This window comes from Azospirillum formosense (assembly GCF_013340925.1).
In the GTDB taxonomy this organism is placed as follows: Bacteria; Pseudomonadota; Alphaproteobacteria; order Azospirillales; family Azospirillaceae; genus Azospirillum; species Azospirillum formosense.
The window spans coordinates 1-18,456 of sequence record NZ_WHOR01000108.1; the positions used below are offsets into that span (position 1 = coordinate 1).

Below are 18,456 nucleotides of genomic sequence, written 5' to 3' on the forward strand. Positions count from 1 at the left end.
GATGTGAACAAGAGGCAGCTCGACAGCATGATGCGCGCGGCGCGCAGAGCGGACTGGGCCTCGCCCTGATGCTCCGACTCGGCCATGGCGAGGACTTTGGCGAGTTTGTCTGGGTCCATCCGAGGGGGCGGGGTCCGGAGGCGATTTTTCGCGTCGATGGGCGAACGGGCGCAAACTACCACATCTTAGTGGATTGGGCATCTCCGCATCTCGGCGGTGCGGCACGCCTTTTCCTCCTACCCCCGTCTCGCGCCGTCCCCCCTTCTATCGAGGCTGAACGGCCACCAGACCGGCCTATGGACGCGCCGGAGGGTCGTTTCGTGAAAAAACCTTTTCACTCGACTCGCGGGGGTCCTACCGCCAAATTGTCGGTACCATGACGGCACGAACCGTTTCCGACGCCTGTTCCGGTGCGCCTGACACACCGCCGGACTTCACCGTTCGCTTCTGGGGCGTGCGCGGCAGCATCGCCTCCCCGGGACCGGACACGGTCCGCTACGGCGGCAACACCCCCTGCGTCGAGCTGCGCTGCGGGGACGCTCTCCTGGTTCTCGACGCCGGCACCGGCCTGCGCCCGCTGGGCGAGGCGCTGATGCGCCGGGGGGAGCCGGTGGACGTCGATCTGCTGCTGACCCACAGCCACCTCGACCACATCTGCGGCCTGCCCTTCTTCGCGCCGGCCTTCGACGCGGCCAGCCGCGTGCGGATCAGGGCCGGCCATCTGGAGCGGGAGCGGACGATGCGCTCCGTCCTGGAATGCATGATGTCGGCGCCGCTGTTCCCGGTCCCGGTGGACATCTTCCGGGCCGACTGCACCTTCCACGATTTCGTCAGCGGCGAGACGCTGACGGTCAAGCCGGGCGTCACCGTGCGCACCGCTCGGCTCAACCACCCGGACGGGGCGACCGGCTACCGCGTGGAATTCGCCGGGCGCAGCCTGTGCTACGTCACCGACACCGAGCACCCCGCCGCCGGGCGCGACCCCGCGGTGATGGAACTGGTGCGCGGCAGCGACCTGATGATCTACGACTGCACCTACACCGACGCCGAATACGCCGCCCGCGTCGGCTGGGGCCATTCGACCTGGGAGGAGTGCCTGCGCATCGCCGACGAAGCCGACGTGAAGCGCGCGGTCATCTTCCACCATGATCCCCGGCGCACCGACGCCGAGCTGGACGTCATCGCCACCGCCGCCGAAGCCCGGCGCCCCGGCACGCTGGTCGCCCGCGAAGGCATGGCGCTTCCTCTCTGACTTTGGTCCTTCTGACTGGACACCTATCCCGTTGGACAGTGATGCGCCGATGACACGGCCAAGCCTCCGTTCGCGTCCTCTGGCCCGTTGTCACTGCCGGATCGTGTGATAATTATGGTATGAAAACCGCCTGCAACCGCAGAGAGAACTCTGGGGAGACGCATGCGGCATCTTCTGCGCTTATCGTTGCTGGGTCTGCTCGCCGGCGGAACGCTCGCCGGCTGCGCCTCCACTCCGGGTCCCCAGGCCTCGCTGGACGGCGGCCCCCGTTCGATCGTCCTGCACCATCCCGCCAGCGGCGAGACGGTCAGCGTCACCTACCGCCGCGCCGACGGGTACGACCTGCAGGCCCTGGACCGCATCGCCACCCTGTTCCGCGACCGCCGCACCGGCGAGACGGTGCCCGTCGACCCCACGCTGGTGGAGCTTCTGGCCGACCTGCGGGACCGCTGCGGCGCCGGCCCCGACACGCCGGTCCACATCACCTCGGGCTACCGCTCGCCGCTGACCAACGTCACGCTGGCGCGCAGCAATCCGAACGTGGCGGAAAACAGCTATCACCTGCGTGGCCAGGCCGCCGACATCTCCATTCCCGGGGTTCCCCCCCGCCGCCTCGCCGACGAGGCCGCGGCCCTGCAGCGCGGCGGCTACGCGCTCTACCCCCACACCGGCCACGTCCATGTCGACACCGGCCCGGTCCGAACCTGGAGCCCGAAGGGCGGCGATCCCCGCATCCTGGAGGCCAGGGCGACCCCGGCGAAGGCCGCGTCGGGCAAGGCGGTCGCCGCCAAGCCCGCTCCCGCCGCCCCGCGGACGCAGGTCGCTTCGGCGGAACCCGCCCCATCGAAGCGTCCCCCGGCCAAGGCCGCGCCCGCCTCCGCGAAGGGCAACGACGGCGACCTCGCCCGCGTCCGCATGGTGCTGGCCTCCCTCAAGGAGCAGCCGGAACCTGCGGCGAAGAAGAAGCCCTGAGGGTTACCGATACGGGTCCGCGGCGTCCCGCAGGCCGTCGCCGAGGAAGTTGAAGCTCAGCACGGTCACGATCACCGGCAGCACCGGCAGCATCAGCCAGGGATACAGCGCCACCACGTTGATGTTCTGCGCCTCGGTCAGCAGCACCCCCCAGCTGGTGATCGGCGGGCGCAAGCCGAGGCCGAGGAAGCTCAGCGCCGTCTCGCCCAGGATCATGCCGGGGATGGCCAGCGTCGCCGAGGCGATCAGGTGGCTCATGAAGCTGGGCAGCAGGTGCCGCCCGATGATGCGGGCCGGGCTGGCTCCCATCAGCTGGGCGGCGGTGGTGAAGTCCTCCTCGCGCAGGGCCAGCAGCTTGGACCGCACGGCGCGGGCGAGGCCCGTCCATTCCAGGAGGCCGAGGATCACCGTGATCCCGAAATAGATGAAGATCGGGTTCCAGGTGACGGGCAAGGCGGCGGACAGGGCCATCCACAGCGGCAGCTCGGGGAAGGAGCGGATGATCTCGATCAGCCGCTGGATCAGGTTGTCCACCCAGCCGCCGTAATAGCCGGCGATGCCGCCGATGACGATCCCCAGCACGAAGCTGACCGCGACGCCGATCAGCCCGATGGTCAGCGAGATGCGCGTCCCGTAGATCATCCGCGACAGCAGGTCCCGTCCCAGACGGTCGGTGCCCATCAGGAACAGCGTCCCGCCCTCGGCCGGGCAGGCGAGGTGCCAATCGCTCTCCACCAGCCCCCAGAACTCGTAGCGGTCGCTGCGGCAGAGGAAGCGGATGGGCTGCACCTTCGTGGGGTCGGGCGTGTACTCCCGCTTCAGGATCTCCATGTCCAGGCGGTAGCTGTAGCCGTAGACGAAGGGGCCGACGAATTGCCCCTCATGGAACAGATGCACCGTCTGCGGCGGGGCATGGATGAAGTGGGAGTTGCGGCTGTCCACCGCATAGGGGGCCAGGACCTCGCTGACCAGGGTCGACGCGTAGAGCAAAAACAGCACGATGCCCGAGGCCACCGCCAGCTTGTGCCGCCGCAGCTTCCACCAGACCATCCGCCATTGCGAGGCGGTGGTGAAGCGCTCCTGCTCCGGCGACAGCCGTTCGATCTCGTCGGGGTCCCAGGGGGCGATGTCGACGGTGTGGGGCAGGGGCGTCTGGGTCGGAAGGGAGGCGCTCATCGGCTGGCTCCCCCGCTCAAGCGGATGCGCGGGTCGAGCGCGGCCAGCGCCAGATCGGACAGGAAGACCCCGATCACCGTCAGCACCGCCAGGAACATCAGGAAGGACCCGGCCAGATACATGTCCTGGCTGCGCAGCGCCTGGAGCAGCATCGGCCCCGTCGTCGGCAGCGACATCACCACCGACACGATGGCGGCGCCGGAGACGACCTGCGGCAGCAGGTTGCCGATGTCGGACACGAAGGGGTTCAGCGCCACCCGCAGCGGGTACTTCACCAGCGCCCGGCCCGGCGGCAGGCCCTTGGCCCGCGCGGTGACGACGTAGGGCTTGTGCAGCTCGTCCAGCAGGTTGGCGCGCAGGCGGCGGATCATCGCGGCGGTGCCGGCCGTGCCGATGACGATAACCGGAATCCACATGTGCTCGAACACGCTCATCGCCTTGCCCCAGCTCCAGGGCTGGCCGATGTAGCGCGGGTCCATCAGCCCGCCGATTGAGGTGCCGAACCACACGTTGGCGAAGTACAGCATCACCAGCGCCAGCAGGAAGCTCGGCGTTGCCAGCCCCAGGAAGCCAAGGAAGGTCAGGACGTAGTCGCCCAGGCTGTACTGCCGCGTCGCCGAATAGATGCCGATGGGGAATGAGACCACCCAGATGAACAGGATGGTCGCGAAGGACACGATGGCGGTCAGCGACAGCCGGTCGCCCACCACGTCCGATACCGGCAGGTTGTATTCGAAGGAATAGCCGAAGTCGCCGCGCAGCATCCCGGCCAGCCACAGCGCATACTGCTCGTACATGGGCCGGTCGAGCCCGTAGGTCTCGCGCAGCATGGCCAGCCGGCCCTGGTCCATGCTCTCGCCCCGGCTCTGCATCTCGTTGACCAGCGTCGTCAGATAGTCGCCGGGGGGAAGCTGGATGATGACGAAGGTGATGACGCTGATCGCCAGCAGCGTCGGGATCATGATGAGGATGCGGCGGATCACGTAGCCCAGCATGGCCTCATCCCTTCCTGTCGAACCAGAAGCCGTCGGGCCGGTACAGCCCGAAATGCGCGCCGGGGTCGTAGTTGAACAGACCCTCCTCCGGCACGTTGCGCAGGGTGCGGCGCGCCACCACCGGCTGCGGCACCCCGGCCACCGTGCCGATGGTGAAGACCTGATCGGTATTGAGCGTGAGGATGCGCGTCCAGGCCGCCGCCCGCCCCGCCTCGTCCGGGGCGTCGCGCCAGGCGCGGAAGGCCTCCAGAAGGTCGCGGGCCTCGGGCATGTCGGGGCGCTCGCCGTCCTTGCCCATGGTCTGGAAGAACTGGCCCCATTTCGGCCACTGGTATTTGGCCTGATCGACCGGCACCAGCTCGGCGGGGCTCATGTCCGCGGTGGCGATGGCGTTGTCCAGCCCGCGCGAAATCGACATGCAGGTGTCGCCGGCGAAGATGCGGTTGCGGAACACGTCGAGCTGCGAGGAGCGGATGTAGAGCCGCGCCCCGATGCGCCGCCAGCCGTCGGCGATCAGCTCCAGCGCGTCGGTCTCCTCCGTGCTCTCCCCGGCGGTCTCCACCACGATCTCCAGCGGGCGGCCGTCGGGCAGCAGGCGGACGCCGTTGACGTCGCGCTTGGTCAGGCCGACCTCGTCGAGCAGCCGGTTGGCCTGCTTCACGTCGAACTGCGCCCAGCGGTCGCGGTAGGCCGGCACCCACAGGGGCGAGACCTCCAGCAGTGTGTTGTTGGATGGGATGGCGAGGCCGTAATAGATGACCTGGTTCATCTCCTCGCGGTCGATGGCCAGCGACAGGGCGCGGCGGTAGCGCACGTCGCGGTTCAGCGCGCGCCACACCGGGTCGTTGCAGGTCAGGTTGGGGAACAGCGCCATCTGCGCCCCGATGCCGGTGCGCCACAGCGTGACCCGTTGGTCGTTGCGCTTCGCCCCCTGCTTCAGGAAGGTGTAGTTGTCGAACCGCAGGTAGCGCGCCTGGAGGTCGCTCTCGCCCGCCCCGGTCTTGGCCGGGATGATCTTGGCGTCGGCCACCGTCATGATGATCCGGTCGATGTAGGGCAACTGCCGCCCCGCCGGATCGACCCGATGGAAATAGGGGTTCCTTACGAAGATGAAACGTTCCGCGGGCGGCGCGGTCGTCGGCACCCAGGGCTGCAGGGTCGGCAGGTCCGGGTTGTCGAACTCGGTCAGATTGTCCTTGCGGTTGTGAAGCTGCTGCCAGCTTTTCTGCCGCTCCGCCTCAACCCGCTGCTTCAGCTCCAGCGGTTCGGTGAAGCGGGGATGGAAGCGCCGCAGGTAATGGGCGGGGGCGTAGATCTCCACCGGCTTGGCTCCGGCCAGCATGGGCAGGAAGAAGGGGTTGGGGCGCGACCAGGTGTAGCGCACGGCGGCGGCGTCCAGAACCTCGAACTTCGGCGCCTCCCCGGCCACCATCATCTCCGGCGGCGGCCCCCCGGGGGAGCGCTTGGCGTTGTTGGCCATGTCCTCCCACCAGTAGCGGAAGTCCTCCGCCGTGAAGGGATGGCCGTCCGACCAGCGGTGGCCGCGGCGCAGCGTGAAGGTGAAGATCCGCCCTTCCTCCACATCCACCCGCTCCAGGATGTCGGGCACGATGCGCAGGTCCGGGGTCAGCCCGACCAGCCGGGCGTAGCTGTAGACGTAGATCAGCCGCGTGTCCTTGGTCCGCGCCATCAGCAGGCGCAGGTCGCCGCCATGACGCCCCGGCGACTGCCAGGGCCGGTCCATCGCCTCGACCAGCGGGGTGAGCGGCAGCCGCTTCTCCACCGGCGGCAGCGACCCGGCGCCGACCGCATTCTCCAGCATCGGCGTCTCGACCGCGTCGAAGGCGCTGAGCCCCAGGAAGGCGAGCAGCAGCAGGGCGGGGCGGGCCAGCCTCATCACGCCACCTCCCGCACGCGGACGGCGGCGTCGGCGCGCACGCAATGGCCGCCGCCGAGATCGACCAGATGGGGCTGGTGGTCCTCATCGATGGTGAAGGGGGCGGGCCAGCGCGCCGGGTCGGAGGCGCGGCCCTCCTCCAGGTCGGTCAGCGACAGCGGGCGGCTGGGGTCCGGCTCCGGCACGGCGGCCAGCAGGGCGCGGGTGTAGGGGTGGACCGGGTTGCGGAAGAGATCCTCGCGCGCGGCCGACTCGACGATCCGGCCGCGGCACATCACCAGGATGCGGTCGGCCATGTAGTCCACCACCGCCAGATTGTGGCTGACGAACAGGTAGGTCAGGCCGAGCCGTTCCTTCAGGTCCTTCAGCAGGTTCAGCACCTGCGCCTGGATCGACACGTCGAGCGCCGACACCGGCTCGTCGAGCAGCAGAAGCTCGGGCCGCAGCGCCAACGCGCGGGCGATGCCGATGCGCTGGCGCTGGCCGCCGGAGAAGCTGTGCGGGTAGCGGCGCAGATGCCGCGCGTCCAGCCCGACCAGCCCCATCAGCTCCTTGACCCGCGCGGCGCGCTCCGCCTCGTCGCCGATGCCGTGGATGACCAGCGGTTCGGCGATGATGTCGAAGACGGTCATGCGCGGGTTCAGCGAGCCGAAGGGGTCCTGGAAGACGAACTGCACCTTGCGGCGGAAGGCGGTCAGGGCCGCGCCCTCCAGCCCCAGCACGTCCACCACCCGGCCATGGTCGTTGAAGCGCACGCTGCCCTGGTCCGGGGTCAGGGCGCGCATCAGGATCTTCGACAGGGTGGTCTTGCCGCAGCCCGACTCGCCGACCAGCCCGACGCATTCGCCACGCGCGATGGTGAAGCTGACATCGTCGACCGCCAGCGTGCCGGCCCCGGCCTTGGCGCCGAACCAGCCGGCCTTGCGCGCGCCGTAGCGCTTGCGCACCCCCTCCACCGCCAGCAGCGGCCCCGCCGCGTCGGCGCCGGGCGGCCAGGGCTGGTGGTCCTTCTCCAGCAGGCTGCCGCCTTCCGACGTGATGGAGCGGATCGGCACCAGCCGTTCCCCCGGCGCCATGTGGAAGCGCGGAACGGCGCGCAGCAGCGCCTTCAGGTAGGGGTGGCGGGGGTCGGCGAAGATGTCCTCGCGCGTGCCGGATTCCATGATCCGCCCGCGGTGCATCACCACCACCTCGTCGGCGAGGTTGGCGACCACCCCCAGGTCGTGGGTGATGAGCAGCACGGCCATCCCGAGATCGGCCTGGAGGTCCTTGATCAGCTTCAGGATCTGCGCCTGGATGGTGACGTCCAGCGCGGTCGTCGGCTCGTCGGCGATCAGCAGCGCGGGGCGGCAGACCAGCGCCATGGCGATCATCGCGCGCTGGCGCAGGCCGCCCGACAGCTCGAACGGGTAGGTGTCCAACGCCCGCTTGGGGTCGGGGAAGCGCACCCGGCGCAGCATGTCCTCGGCCTGGGTGCGGGCCTGCCGGGCGGTCACCCGCTGGTGCAGCCGCACCGCCTCGCCCACCTGGTCGCCCACCGTGTGCAGGGGCGACAGCGAGGTCATCGGCTCCTGGAAGATGATCGAGATGCGGCCGCCGCGCAGCGCCCGCATCGCCGTGCCGTCGGCCTTCAGCGCGGCGATGTCGACGGGGCCGGAGCCCTCGTTCACGACTCCGTCGTCGAACAGAATTCGCCCATCCGCGATGGTGGCGTTGCGGGGCAGGATGCGCAGGATCGACTGCGCCGCCACCGACTTGCCCGACCCGGATTCGCCGACCAGGGCGACGGTGGAACCGGCCCGCACCCGGAAGGACACGCCGCGCACCGCCTGGACCACGCCGCCCGGCACCTGGAAATCGACCTTCAGGTCCTCCACCCGGAGCAGCGTGCGGCTCATGATGCCGGCCTCGTTTCGTTGGGGTCTTTTTCATTGGGATCTGCCGGCGGCTCGATGCCGAGAGCGATCAGATTGTCCACCGTCACCGGGGTCAGCGCCACGCCGTTGCGCCCGGCGGCGAGGGCGGCCTGTTCGATCACCGCGTCGAAGCCCTCCAGGTTGCTGTCGAAGCGCAGGGTCGTGCCGCCGCCGGTCAGCGCCGCCTGTATCCAGCCGTCGTCGCGTCCCCGCTTGGTCGCGTAGTAGCGCAGCTTCAGCCCGGACAGCGCGTCCCAGCGGATGGCGCCGCCCAGTGGCCCGTCGGCCCGCAGGCCCTCGCCGTCCATGGTCAGGCGGGTCAGCTGGCGTTGCAGGGTGCGCGCCGCGAAGACGGCGAACAGCAGCGCGCAGGCCGCCAGCGGCACGGCGATCCAGGGGGTGACGGGCAGGAAGGCCAGCGGCAGGACCGTCAGCCCCAGCCCCGCCCCGGCCCGCGCGTAGTCGCCGGCGAGCGCCCCGGCGGGGTAGCGCATCTCCGCGACGGTCAGCGTCTCTCCGGTCGAGGGTCGGGCCATGGGCAGCTCGGCCATGAGTCAGCGATGTCCTTCTGCGGCGAACGGGGTGGCGAACGGGGTGGCGAACAGGGTATCAGCAGCCAGCCAGCGGGCCGCCGGATGGCGGCGGGTCACGGTCAGGAAACGCGCGGTGAAGGCCCAGGTTTCGCCGTCCATCGCCAAATGATGCGTCAGCAGGCCGGTCGGCTCCTTCGCGTCCACCGCGCCCAGCCGCCTAGCGCGCAGATGGGTGACCGCCATGCCCAGCGCCTCCGCGTCGCCGAGGAAGCGCTTGCCATCCTTCCAGCCCACCGGGTCGATGTGTGTATTGACACACATCATGTTGACGGTTGACACACGTCGCAGCCCGAAAACCGACAGGCCGGCGAAGCCCACGTCGGGCAGACCCGCCGCCACGCCGGGCGCGATGCGGTTCCAGGGCGGCACCAGAACGGGCAGGGCGCGCCGCCCGAACCGGCGGTCCAGAACGCTACGCCCCTCGGCCAGTTCGGCCAGCACGGCGTCGGCGGGCCGATCCGCGCCAAGTTCCGCCTTCTTCGCGGGGGGAGCGGCGTGGTTGGCGTGCGACCAGCCGTGCTGAAGCACCGTGACGGCGGGGGCGGCGTCCACAACGGGGGCGAGGGCATCCGTGACGCCCGCCGGGATGACCGCCAGGGCCAGCGGCGCGCCGGTCTCGACGGACAGGGCGATCATCCGGTCCAGTTCCGGCGTCGGCTCCACGGCATCATCGTCGCGCCACCAGAGGCTGGCGGTGCGCCCGGCGGCGGCCCAGGCGTCCAACTCGGCGATCAGCGCGTCCCAGCCGGCGCGCGGTGGGCTGTCGGAAGGGGCGGTCATGGTCATTGCAAGGCGGGGCCGAGGCAGGAGATCAGCCCCAGCATGGCCCCCGCACCGGAAAAATCCAAGCGTCTTGATTGGTTTAGCGGCTGTTGCCTTGGCGGTAGGCCACCGCGTTTCGCAGCAGCCGGGCGGTGGCGGCGGCACCGTCCAGGCGCAGCGGGATGGCCGGCGGCGGGGGCAGGGCGAGCGCCTTGGCAACGCCCGCGGCCAGGGTGTCCGGGGTCAGGGTGGCCTCGTCGACCACGGCCAGCCGGCCCCGCTCCTCCAGCAGGCGGGCGCGGGTGGCCTGCTCCGTCTCGCTGCCCGCGGCGAAGGGGACGACCACCGCCCGGCAGCCGGCCTGGAGCACGTCGAGCACGGTGTTGTAGCCGGCCTGGCTGATCGACAGGCGGCAGCGGCGGAGCAGGGCGGGGAAGTCGGGCCGCGCCCGCTCCACGATGGTGCCCGGCGGGGCCGCGGCGGCGAGCGCGCGGACATCCTCCTCCGGCACGTCCGGACCGGCCAGCAGGCGCCAGGGTGCGTCAAGTCCGGCGGGAGTTGACGCACGCACCGCCAGAGCCGCCCGCAGCAGCGGCAGGCCGACCGCCCCGCCGCCCACCGACACGATCACCTCGCCGGTGCCGTCCGGTGATTCGGTGTCCTCGCCCTGCGGGGCGGCGACATAGCCGGTGTAGCGGATGCGGTCGGCGATCCGCGCGGCGGCGGGGAAGGTCGCGGCGAAGGGGATCAGCTCCGGGTCGCCATGGACCAGCACATGGTCGAACAGCCGTTCCACCGTCGAAACGGTTTCCTCCAGCCGTTCCGGCTTCGCCTTGGTCACCAGGATGTCGCGCACCGAGCAGGCGGTGACCGCCCCGCCGGCCTTGGCGGCCTCCAGCAGCGGCAGAAGCTCGAACCGGAAGGCGCGGCGCCCGAAGGGGAAGGATTCGACCAGCAGAGCGTCGGGCCGCACCCGCTCATGGACCTCCAGAACCGCGGCGCGGCGCCGGGCGCGCCAGTCGTCGTCGATGGGCTGGTCGTGCTCGTCCAGCAGGGTCTTGAAGCTGCTGTCGGCGGCGCGGGCGGGGGGAAGCTGGACGATCTCCGCCGCCGGGCCGTAATCGATCCCCGGCACCGGATGCCCGCCGCGCAGCACCGTGACGGCGACACCGGCCTTGGCCAGCCCGCGGGTGATCAGCGCGGCGCGCCGGTCGTGGCCGATGCCCAGCAGATGCTGGACATGGAAAAGAACGCGCATGAGCCGTCAGGTCGCCAGAATTTCAGGTTGCCTGGGCGGCCAGGACCTCGCGCAGGCGCATGGTCGTCAATTCCAGCCGGTGGGCCAGGGAGCGCATGATCTCCAGCCCCATCTGCGGGAAATCGGCGATCATCTGGAGGAAATGGTCCTTCGGGACGCACAGCGCCTCCAGGTCGGAGCTGGCGCGGACGGTGGCGGTTCGCGGCACGTCGCACAGGATGGCGATCTCGCCGACGATCTCGTTGGACCCCAGCGTCGCGACGGCCAGCGGCCCCCCGGGACCGGTCACGATCACCTCGGCCTCCCCGCGCAGCAGGATGTAGGCGCAAGTGCCCATCTCATCCTGTTCGAACAGGATGTCGCCCGAGCGGAAGCTCAACCGCTCGCTGGTGAAGGCGAGAAGCTTGAGCTTGGCGGTGTCGATGTTGGCGAACAGGGGAATCCTGCGCAGACAATTGACTTCTTCGGCGATGCTCATGCCGTCTGCCTCCTCAACGCCGCCGGCTTTATTCGGCGGACACCAATTCATGCAACAAGGTGCCGGGCCTGTTCAACTCGTCGAAGCGCCCATGTTCGGCGATTCGCCCGTCCTTCATCACAATGACTCGCTCGAACGCCCGTGCCAAGCCGGCGCGATGCAGAACCCACACAAGACCACATCCCTTGCGTTCTCCCATGATGGCGGAATGCACCTTGGTCTGGCTGCTGGTGTCCAGGCCGCTGGTCGCCTCGCTCAGCACCAGCAGGTCCGGCCGCTTCAGCAGGGCGCGGGCCAGCGCCGCCTTCTGGCGCTGTGCGGCGGACAGGCGCGACCCGGCGACCCCCACGGGATGGTCCAGCCCGACCTCGACGATGATGTCGCGCAGGTGAAGCTGGTCCACCAGCTCCGCCACGATGCGGCCCACCTTGGATTGCACCTGCGCCTGTCCGTAGACCATCTTGCCGAACAGGATGTTGTCCTGGATGCTGGCCGCGGCGTTGTAGGCCTCCGGGTCGAAGAAGGCGACGGCGTGCTTCAGGTCGGCCGGCAGGTCGCTGGCGAAGACGTGCCGCGCCTGCAAGAGCTTCTTCTCCAGGTCCGGCGTCATCAGGCCCAGACGGTGGCGGGCGCCGATCAGCTTGAAGGGCAGGGTCATCAGCCGCGTCCGCTCCTCGGGCCGCAGCGTGCCCAGCCCCTCCTTCGCGGTGCGCGCCAGAATCGCCTGATACTCCGGCAGCTCGGCGAATCCGATGAAGGAAAAGCGCTCGAAGAACTCGTGGCCGGGCGGCAGGCCGGCGAACAGCTCGACCATGGTTTCCGCCACCTTATGGCCGGTCTCCAGGATGGTGTCGGTCAGCCCCACCTTGTCCAGCACATGCACCATATAGGGATTCGAGGCCAGCGCGTCGGTCTGGAAGATCGGGCCGACCGGCGTGCCGAACAGCAGGTTCTCCGCCAGCGTGGCGTTCACGGTGTAGCGGTCGGGGTCGAAGCGCTCCACCAGCCGCCCCAGGTCGGGGTTGTTCAGCATCGTGGCGCGCATGGCGTCGCGCGCCTCCAGCACGCGGGCGGCCACGTCGGGGCGCCGCTCCGGGTCAACGGTGCGGTTGAGGCCCATGCCGTACACGTCGTCCTGAAGCGAGACCATCGTCACCACGCGCAGGATGCGGGCCTTCAGATCCTCCGGCCCGTCGCAGCCGGCGGCGGCGTAGTCGATCCAGTCGGCGTGCACGTCGTCGGTGGCGTTGCCGGACAGCACCGATTCGGTCATCCGCTTCTTGCGCCGGTCCGCCGTTTCCTCGCCTTCATCGTTCTCGCGCAGGGGCCGGTGACGCAGCCCGTAGACGAGATTGTCGTAGAGCGAGGCCGAGAACAGGTAGGGGGTGGCCCCCACATAGGCGGCGCGCCGTCCGGTCACGCTTTCCGGCAACTCCGCATAGTCATGCTCGCCCAGCCGGATCTGGCCCGACGAGGGCAGCAGCACGCGGGCGGCGAGCTGCGCCAGCTCGTCCCGCCCGGAGCCGACGCCGATCAGCGCGGTGTGGCCGTCCAGCGGGATGTCGCAGGTCACCCCCTCCAGGATCGGCGAGCCGCCTTCCTCCCCGAACCCGACGTTGTGGAAGGACAGGCTGCCCTTGAACGGGACGTCCTCCTCTTCGCGCAGCAGGCGTTCGGCCAGCAGGTCGGGGACGTGGAACTGCTCCACCACCTGCTCGTACTTGATCCGGTTGTCCTCCTTCTGCTGGTACCAGTCCAGAAGCTCCTTCCAAGGGGCGGCCAAGTCCTTGTAGGCGGCCAACACCGCAACCAGCGCGCCGAAGGACAGTTGGCCGTGGATCACCAGATAGCCGCCGATCGAGTAGAAGAAGAACGGGGTCAACTGGTTTATGAAATTGTTCAGAAATTTGACAAAAAACTTTCTTTGGTAAATCTCGAAACGGATGCGGTACACGTCGCCCAGACGGTGACTGAGATCGGCGAGATGCCAGGTCGCCGTGTTGTGGGTGTGCACCTCCTGGATGCCGGACACCGTCTCGCCGATGCGGTCGGCGATCTGGCGCATGGCACGTACGCGCTGTTTGCCAAGCTGATTGACCTTGCGCTGAAGCCGTGGGATGAGCCAGCCTTGGAACGGGTACAGCGACACCGCCGCTGCTCCCAGAACCGGGTCCTGGACGAAGATGAAGGCGATGTAGACGAGGAGCGTGCCGCCCTGGAACACCGGGATCGCGATGGCGTCGCCGATGAAGCCGCCCAGCGGTTCCACCTCCGCCGTGATCATGGGGATGATCTCCCCGGGCGACATCTTGCGGAAGCGGGGCAGGGGGAAACGCAGGACGCGCACGTACAGCTCGTACCGCAGCCGGCGCAGCATCCGCTCGCCCAGGCGGCCCTTGTAGGTGTTGATGACGTACTTGAACGCACCGTTGACCAGCACCAAAGTCAGGAACAGTCCGCATAGGACGAACAGGTAAGTCACCTGATCGAGATGGAAGCCGAGGAAGGATTCAGGCAGCTTCTTCCCGGCGATCGCCTCGTTGACGATCCGCTTCGGCAGGTCGAGCGAGGCGTAGAGGAACGGAAAGGACGCCAGGGTCATCAGGGTCAGCACGATCTGCTGACGGACGCTGTGCCGAAGGATGAATCGGAAAATGCTGGATTCCATAGCGCCATTCTACGCAAGGGGACGCCGGTGCCGGGAGCAGGCAGAAACCTTACCCCCTCTGCCGTCTGGCCGCCGGGACTATGGTTCGCCTGCACGCGGTCTGCCGCCAGCGTGACGGCGGCATGACGCACACCCGTTCATCGGCCAAGCCGCGGCCGGACACAAGAGGCCAATCGGGAGAGGTAGGAACTCCATGAGCGAACGTCCGACCTCGGGCCGCGTGCTCATCTACAGCCATGACACGTTCGGCCTTGGCCATCTGCGCCGCTGCCGGGCCATCGCCCATGCGCTGGTGGAACGCTACAGCAACCTGTCCGTGCTGATCCTGTCCGGCTCGCCCATCGTCGGCAGCTTCGACTTCCGCACGCGGGTGGACTTCGTGCGCATCCCCGGCGTCATCAAGCTGCGCAACGGGGAGTACACGGCGCTGAACCTGCATCTGGACATCGACGAGATCCTGTCCATGCGGGCCTCGCTGATCCGCCACACGGCGGAGATCTACCAGCCCGACCTGTTCATCGTGGACAAGGAGCCGCTCGGCCTGCGCGGCGAGGTGCGGGAGACGCTGGAGCTTCTGAAGGGCCGCGGCGTGCCGCTGGTGCTGGGGCTGCGCGACGTGATGGACGAGCCGGCCCTGCTTGCCCCGGAGTGGGAGCGCAAGAAGGTCCTGCCGGCGCTGGAATCCCTCTACGACGAACTGTGGGTCTACGGCCTGCCGCAGATCTGCGACCCGCTGGAGGGCATCGACATGCCCCGGTCGGTGCGCGACAAGATGGTTTACACCGGCTATCTGCACCGCACCGTGCCCCCGGCGGTGCCGCACGGCCCCGGTCTGCCGGACGAGCCCTACATCCTGGTCACGCCCGGCGGCGGCGGCGACGGCGAGGCGCTGATCGACTGGGTGCTGCGCGCCTACGAGAGCGATCCCGGCATCCCTTACCGCGCGGTGCTGGTGTTCGGCCCCTTCATGCAGCCGGACCTCCAGGCCGAGTTCCTGGCGCGGGCGGAAGCCCTGCCCAATGTCGAGGCCACCGCCTTCGAGGCGCGGATCGAGCGGCTGATGCAGGGGGCGGTGGGGGTGGTCGCCATGGGTGGCTACAACACCTTCTGCGAGATCCTGTCCTTCGACAAGAAGGCGCTGATCGTCCCGCGCGAGGTGCCGCGGCGCGAGCAGACCATCCGCGCCGCCCGCGCGCAGGAGCTGGGTCTGGTCTCCGTCCTGATGGACGACGGGGTGCGCGACGCCGCGGCGATGGCGGCGGCCCTGCGCCGGCTGCCCTGGCAGGCGCCACCCTCTTCGGTGGTGGTGCCGGGCCTGCTTGGCGGGCTGGAGAGCGTCAACCGCCTGTCGGCCCGCTACCTGCCGGAGCCGTCCTGCGAACCCAGCGCTTCGGAGCGCCAGCTGGCCGCCGGGGACGCCGCGTGACCGTTGCCGTCATCGTCAAGGGCTGGCCCCGCCTGTCGGAAACCTTCATCGCGCAGGAGATCCTGGGGCTGGAGCGGCGGGGGTTGCGTCAACTGATCGTCAGCCTGCGTCAACCGACCGACAAGGCGGTGCACGAGCTGAACCGCCGCGTCACCGCCCCGGTGGCCTACCTGCCCGAATATCTGCACGACGCGCCCGGCCGCGTGCTGCGCGCGCTGGCCGCCGCGCGGCGGCGTCCCGGCTGGCCGGCGGCGCGGGCCGCCTGGTTGGCCGACCTGCGGCGCGACCCCAGCCGCAACCGCGTGCGCCGCTTCGGCCAGGCCTGCGTGCTGGCGGCGGAATTGCCGGCGGACGTCACCTGGCTGCACACCCATTTCCTGCACACCCCGGCCAGCGTCGCGCGCTACGCGGCGCTGCTGACCGGCCTGCCCTGGAGCTTCTCCGCCCACGCCAAGGACATCTGGACCTCGCCCGACTGGGACCTGCGGGACAAGTTGGCCGAGGCGCGCTGGGGCGTCACCTGCACCGCGCTCGGCCTCGACCGCCTGCGCGCCCTGGCGCCGGAGCCGAAACGGGTGGAGCTGCTCTACCACGGCCTGGATTTCAGCCGCTTCCCCGGCCCGCCGGATGCGCGTCCGGCGCGGGACGGCGGCGACCCTGCCGACCCGGTGCGGCTGCTGTCGGTCGGGCGGGCGGTGGAGAAGAAGGGCTTCGACCTGCTGCTCGACGCGCTGGCCCGCCTGCCCGCCGGGCTGCACTGGCGCTGGACCCACATCGGCGGCGGCGACCGGCTGTCCGCGCTGAAGGGGCAGGCGGCGGCGCTGGGGCTGGAGGGGCGGATCGACTGGCAGGGGGCGAAGGCCCAGGACGCGGTGATCGCCCAGTACCGCCGCGCCGACCTGTTCGTCCTGCCCTGCCGCACCGCGCGCGACGGCGACCGCGACGGGCTGCCCAACGTGCTGATGGAAGCGCAGAGCCAGGGGCTGGCCTGCCTGTCCACTCGCGCCGCCGCAGTGGCTGAGCTGATCGAGGATGGGGTCACCGGCACGCTGGTGGACCCCGAGGACCCCGCCGCGTTGGCCCGCGCGCTCGAGTCGCTGCTCCGCGATCCGGCCCGCCGCGCGGCGTTGGGGGCAGCCGGTGCCGCGCGGGTGCGGCGCGACTTCGAGAGCGACTCGGGGATCGACCGGCTTCACGACCGCTTCACAACCGCAAATAGACAGTCGTCCTTTATGCCGTTTGGGGGATGCTGTGCATTGCACGGCGGCTGATGACGGGATAGAGTGCGGCTTTGCTCCACCTTTGCGACGTCATGTCGACTCTGTCCGCCTTTCCCGAACCGGAAATCCTTTCCTTTATCGACTTCGACGACGACAGCGACGCCGTGGCGACGAGCCACGAGCTGTCGCTGACGCGCAGCAAGCTTGGCGACATGCTCGACCTGCTGCCCGCCGGGCTGTTGATCCATCAGGAAATGGGCATCGTCTTCGCCAACCAGGAGGCCGCGCGCATCCTGGGCCAGAGCGGCGACGCCCTGGTCGGGCGCCATTTCCTGGACTTCGTCGAGGAAGCGGGCATCGACGACCAGCGGGACGCCTTCCTGCGCTGCCTGCGCGAGCGGGAGCTGGTGCGGTGCCAGGACGGGGTGATGATGTCCGCCGACGGTCAGCGCACCTGCGTCCAGGTCAGCATGTCGCCCCTGCCCTGGGACGGGTTGCCGGTGATCTATGTGCTGATCAACGACGTGACGGCGCTGAAGGAGTCGGAGGAACGGCTGCGCCGTCTCTCGATCACCGACCCGCTGACCGGCGTGTCCAACCGCCGCCACTTCGTCGAAGCGGCGGAGCAGGAGCTGGCCCGCGCCCGCCGCCATGGCCGGCCGGTCACGCTGCTGATGCTCGACCTCGACCATTTCAAGAGCATCAACGACACCCACGGCCACGCGGTGGGGGACGAGGCGCTGCGGACCTTCACCACCGCCTGCCGCACCCTGCTGCGGGAGAACGACCTGCTGGGCCGCACCGGCGGCGAGGAGTTCGCCATCCTGCTGCCGGAGACCGACATCGCCGGGGCGCGCATGGTGGCGGAGCGCATCCGCCGCCGCACGGCGGAACTGACGGCACCATCGGGCGCGGAGACCGTGCGCTTCACCGTGTCGATCGGCGTCGCCTGCTGCGCGGCCGGGACGCGCGACGTGGACGCCATGCTGTCCAGCGCGGACGAGGCGCTGTACCGCGCCAAGGCTGCCGGACGGAACCGGGTCGTCTGCGCGCGGGAACCGACCCCGTTCTGAGCGTCCTTTCCACCATGACACCGGGGCTGCGATGCGCATCGCCTTCTACGCCCCGCTGAAATCCCCGACCCACCCGGTGCCCTCGGGCGACCGGCGCATGGCCCGGCTGCTGATGGCCGCCTTGGAGGGCGCCGGGCACAGGGTGACGCTGGCCTGCACGTTGCGCAGCTGGGACGATGGGCGCCATGCGGGCCGGGCGGAGCGTCTGGCGGCGCTGGGCGCCCGCTGCGCCGACCGCCTGACGGCGCGCTGGCGGGACGACCCGCCGGACCTCTGGTTCACCTACCATCTGTACCACAAGGCGCCGGACTGGATCGGCCCGGCGGTCAGCCGCCGATTCGGCATCCCCTATGTGGTGGCGGAGGCGTCCTTCGCGGCCAAGCGGGCCACCGGCCGCTTCGCTGCCGGGCACCGCGCCGCCGAGGCTGCAATCCGGCAGGCCGCCGCGGTCGTCAACCTCGCCGGCCACGATGCGGAGGGGGTGTTGCCGCTGCTCGAATCGCCGGACCGGCTGGTGCGGCTGCGGCCCTTCCTCGACACCTGCCCCTTCGCGGCCGCCGCCGCGGAGCGCGACCGGCATCGCGCGGCGCTGGTGGAGCGTTACGGTTTGAACCCGGACGTTCCTTGGCTGCTGGCCGTCGGCATGATGCGCGGCGGCGACAAGGAGCGTTCATACGAGATCCTGGCTGGCGCCCTCTCTCCCTCCCCTGCGAACCCGGGGAGGGCCGCGGGGGGGGCGGTGGCCGTCATGCCGGGGTTGACGCCGACCA

15 protein-coding genes are annotated in these 18,456 nt (G+C 69.8%); 6 read left to right on the top strand and 9 right to left on the bottom strand.

From position 1 onward, the window contains the following. The first annotated feature begins 376 nt into the window (after nucleotides 1–376). Together GBZ26_RS15390 and GBZ26_RS15395 are read left to right on the top strand one after the other, a co-directional pair. On the top strand, nucleotides 377–1,252 hold the full coding sequence (locus GBZ26_RS15390) for an MBL fold metallo-hydrolase (protein WP_174439588.1): 876 nt from the start codon (nucleotides 377–379) through the stop codon (nucleotides 1,250–1,252). A 162-nt stretch (nucleotides 1,253–1,414) separates the two neighbouring features. Further along, nucleotides 1,415–2,224 (top strand): YcbK family protein, encoded by an 810-nt coding sequence (locus GBZ26_RS15395; protein ID WP_174439589.1) that lies wholly within the window; start codon nucleotides 1,415–1,417, stop codon nucleotides 2,222–2,224. Nucleotides 2,225–2,227: 3 nt separating this feature from the next. On the opposite strand, the gene GBZ26_RS15400 is transcribed toward GBZ26_RS15395, so the two are convergent. From GBZ26_RS15400 to GBZ26_RS15440, 9 genes are all read right to left on the bottom strand, one after another. Beyond that, nucleotides 2,228–3,400, bottom strand: coding sequence for an ABC transporter permease (locus GBZ26_RS15400; RefSeq protein WP_174439590.1), 1,173 nt, complete (start codon nucleotides 3,398–3,400; stop codon nucleotides 2,228–2,230). Further along, entirely contained in the window at nucleotides 3,397–4,395 is a 999-nt protein-coding gene (locus GBZ26_RS15405; protein WP_119507538.1) for an ABC transporter permease, read from the bottom strand. Before GBZ26_RS15405 ends, GBZ26_RS15400 begins: the two co-directional genes overlap by 4 nt. A 4-nt stretch (nucleotides 4,396–4,399) precedes the next feature. Next, a complete protein-coding gene (locus GBZ26_RS15410; protein WP_211104773.1) occupies nucleotides 4,400–6,292 on the bottom strand; it encodes an ABC transporter substrate-binding protein in 1,893 nt (630 codons plus the stop codon). Beyond that, nucleotides 6,292–8,190: an ABC transporter ATP-binding protein gene (locus GBZ26_RS15415; protein ID WP_174439592.1), complete on the bottom strand. Its 1,899-nt coding sequence runs from the start codon at nucleotides 8,188–8,190 to the stop codon at nucleotides 6,292–6,294. The genes GBZ26_RS15410 and GBZ26_RS15415 overlap by 1 nt, the downstream gene beginning before the upstream one ends. Next, nucleotides 8,187–8,759 (bottom strand): hypothetical protein, encoded by a 573-nt coding sequence (locus GBZ26_RS15420; protein WP_174439593.1) that lies wholly within the window; start codon nucleotides 8,757–8,759, stop codon nucleotides 8,187–8,189. The genes GBZ26_RS15415 and GBZ26_RS15420 overlap by 4 nt, the downstream gene beginning before the upstream one ends. Nucleotides 8,760–8,762: 3 nt before the next feature. Further along, complete coding sequence (locus GBZ26_RS15425; protein ID WP_246653513.1) at nucleotides 8,763–9,581, bottom strand: polysaccharide deacetylase family protein; 819 nt, start codon at nucleotides 9,579–9,581, stop codon at nucleotides 8,763–8,765. 82 nt (nucleotides 9,582–9,663) lie between these two features. After that, the gene (locus GBZ26_RS15430) at nucleotides 9,664–10,821 is read right to left on the bottom strand and encodes a glycosyltransferase family protein (protein ID WP_174439595.1); all 1,158 of its coding nucleotides are present in this window, start codon (nucleotides 10,819–10,821) and stop codon (nucleotides 9,664–9,666) included. Between the two features lie 22 nt (nucleotides 10,822–10,843). Then, complete coding sequence (locus GBZ26_RS15435; RefSeq protein WP_174439596.1) at nucleotides 10,844–11,299, bottom strand: cyclic nucleotide-binding domain-containing protein; 456 nt, start codon at nucleotides 11,297–11,299, stop codon at nucleotides 10,844–10,846. A gap of 28 nt (nucleotides 11,300–11,327) precedes the next feature. Beyond that, nucleotides 11,328–13,967, bottom strand: coding sequence for an ABC transporter ATP-binding protein (locus GBZ26_RS15440; RefSeq protein WP_174439597.1), 2,640 nt, complete (start codon nucleotides 13,965–13,967; stop codon nucleotides 11,328–11,330). A 193-nt stretch (nucleotides 13,968–14,160) separates the two neighbouring features. On the opposite strand from GBZ26_RS15440, the gene GBZ26_RS15445 reads away from it, so the two are divergent. The 4 genes from GBZ26_RS15445 to GBZ26_RS15460 all read left to right on the top strand — a co-directional run. Then, on the top strand, nucleotides 14,161–15,393 hold the full coding sequence (locus tag GBZ26_RS15445) for a glycosyltransferase family protein (protein ID WP_174439598.1): 1,233 nt from the start codon (nucleotides 14,161–14,163) through the stop codon (nucleotides 15,391–15,393). Beyond that, nucleotides 15,390–16,664, top strand: a complete 1,275-nt coding sequence (locus GBZ26_RS15450; protein ID WP_174439599.1) for a glycosyltransferase — start codon at nucleotides 15,390–15,392, stop codon at nucleotides 16,662–16,664. The genes GBZ26_RS15445 and GBZ26_RS15450 overlap by 4 nt, the downstream gene beginning before the upstream one ends. A gap of 41 nt (nucleotides 16,665–16,705) precedes the next feature. Further along, nucleotides 16,706–17,686: a GGDEF domain-containing protein gene (locus GBZ26_RS15455; RefSeq protein ID WP_174439600.1), complete on the top strand. Its 981-nt coding sequence runs from the start codon at nucleotides 16,706–16,708 to the stop codon at nucleotides 17,684–17,686. Nucleotides 17,687–17,717: 31 nt separating this feature from the next. Then, nucleotides 17,718–18,456 (top strand): glycosyltransferase family protein (locus GBZ26_RS15460; protein WP_486598846.1); only part of this gene is annotated, 739 nt, incomplete at its 3' end.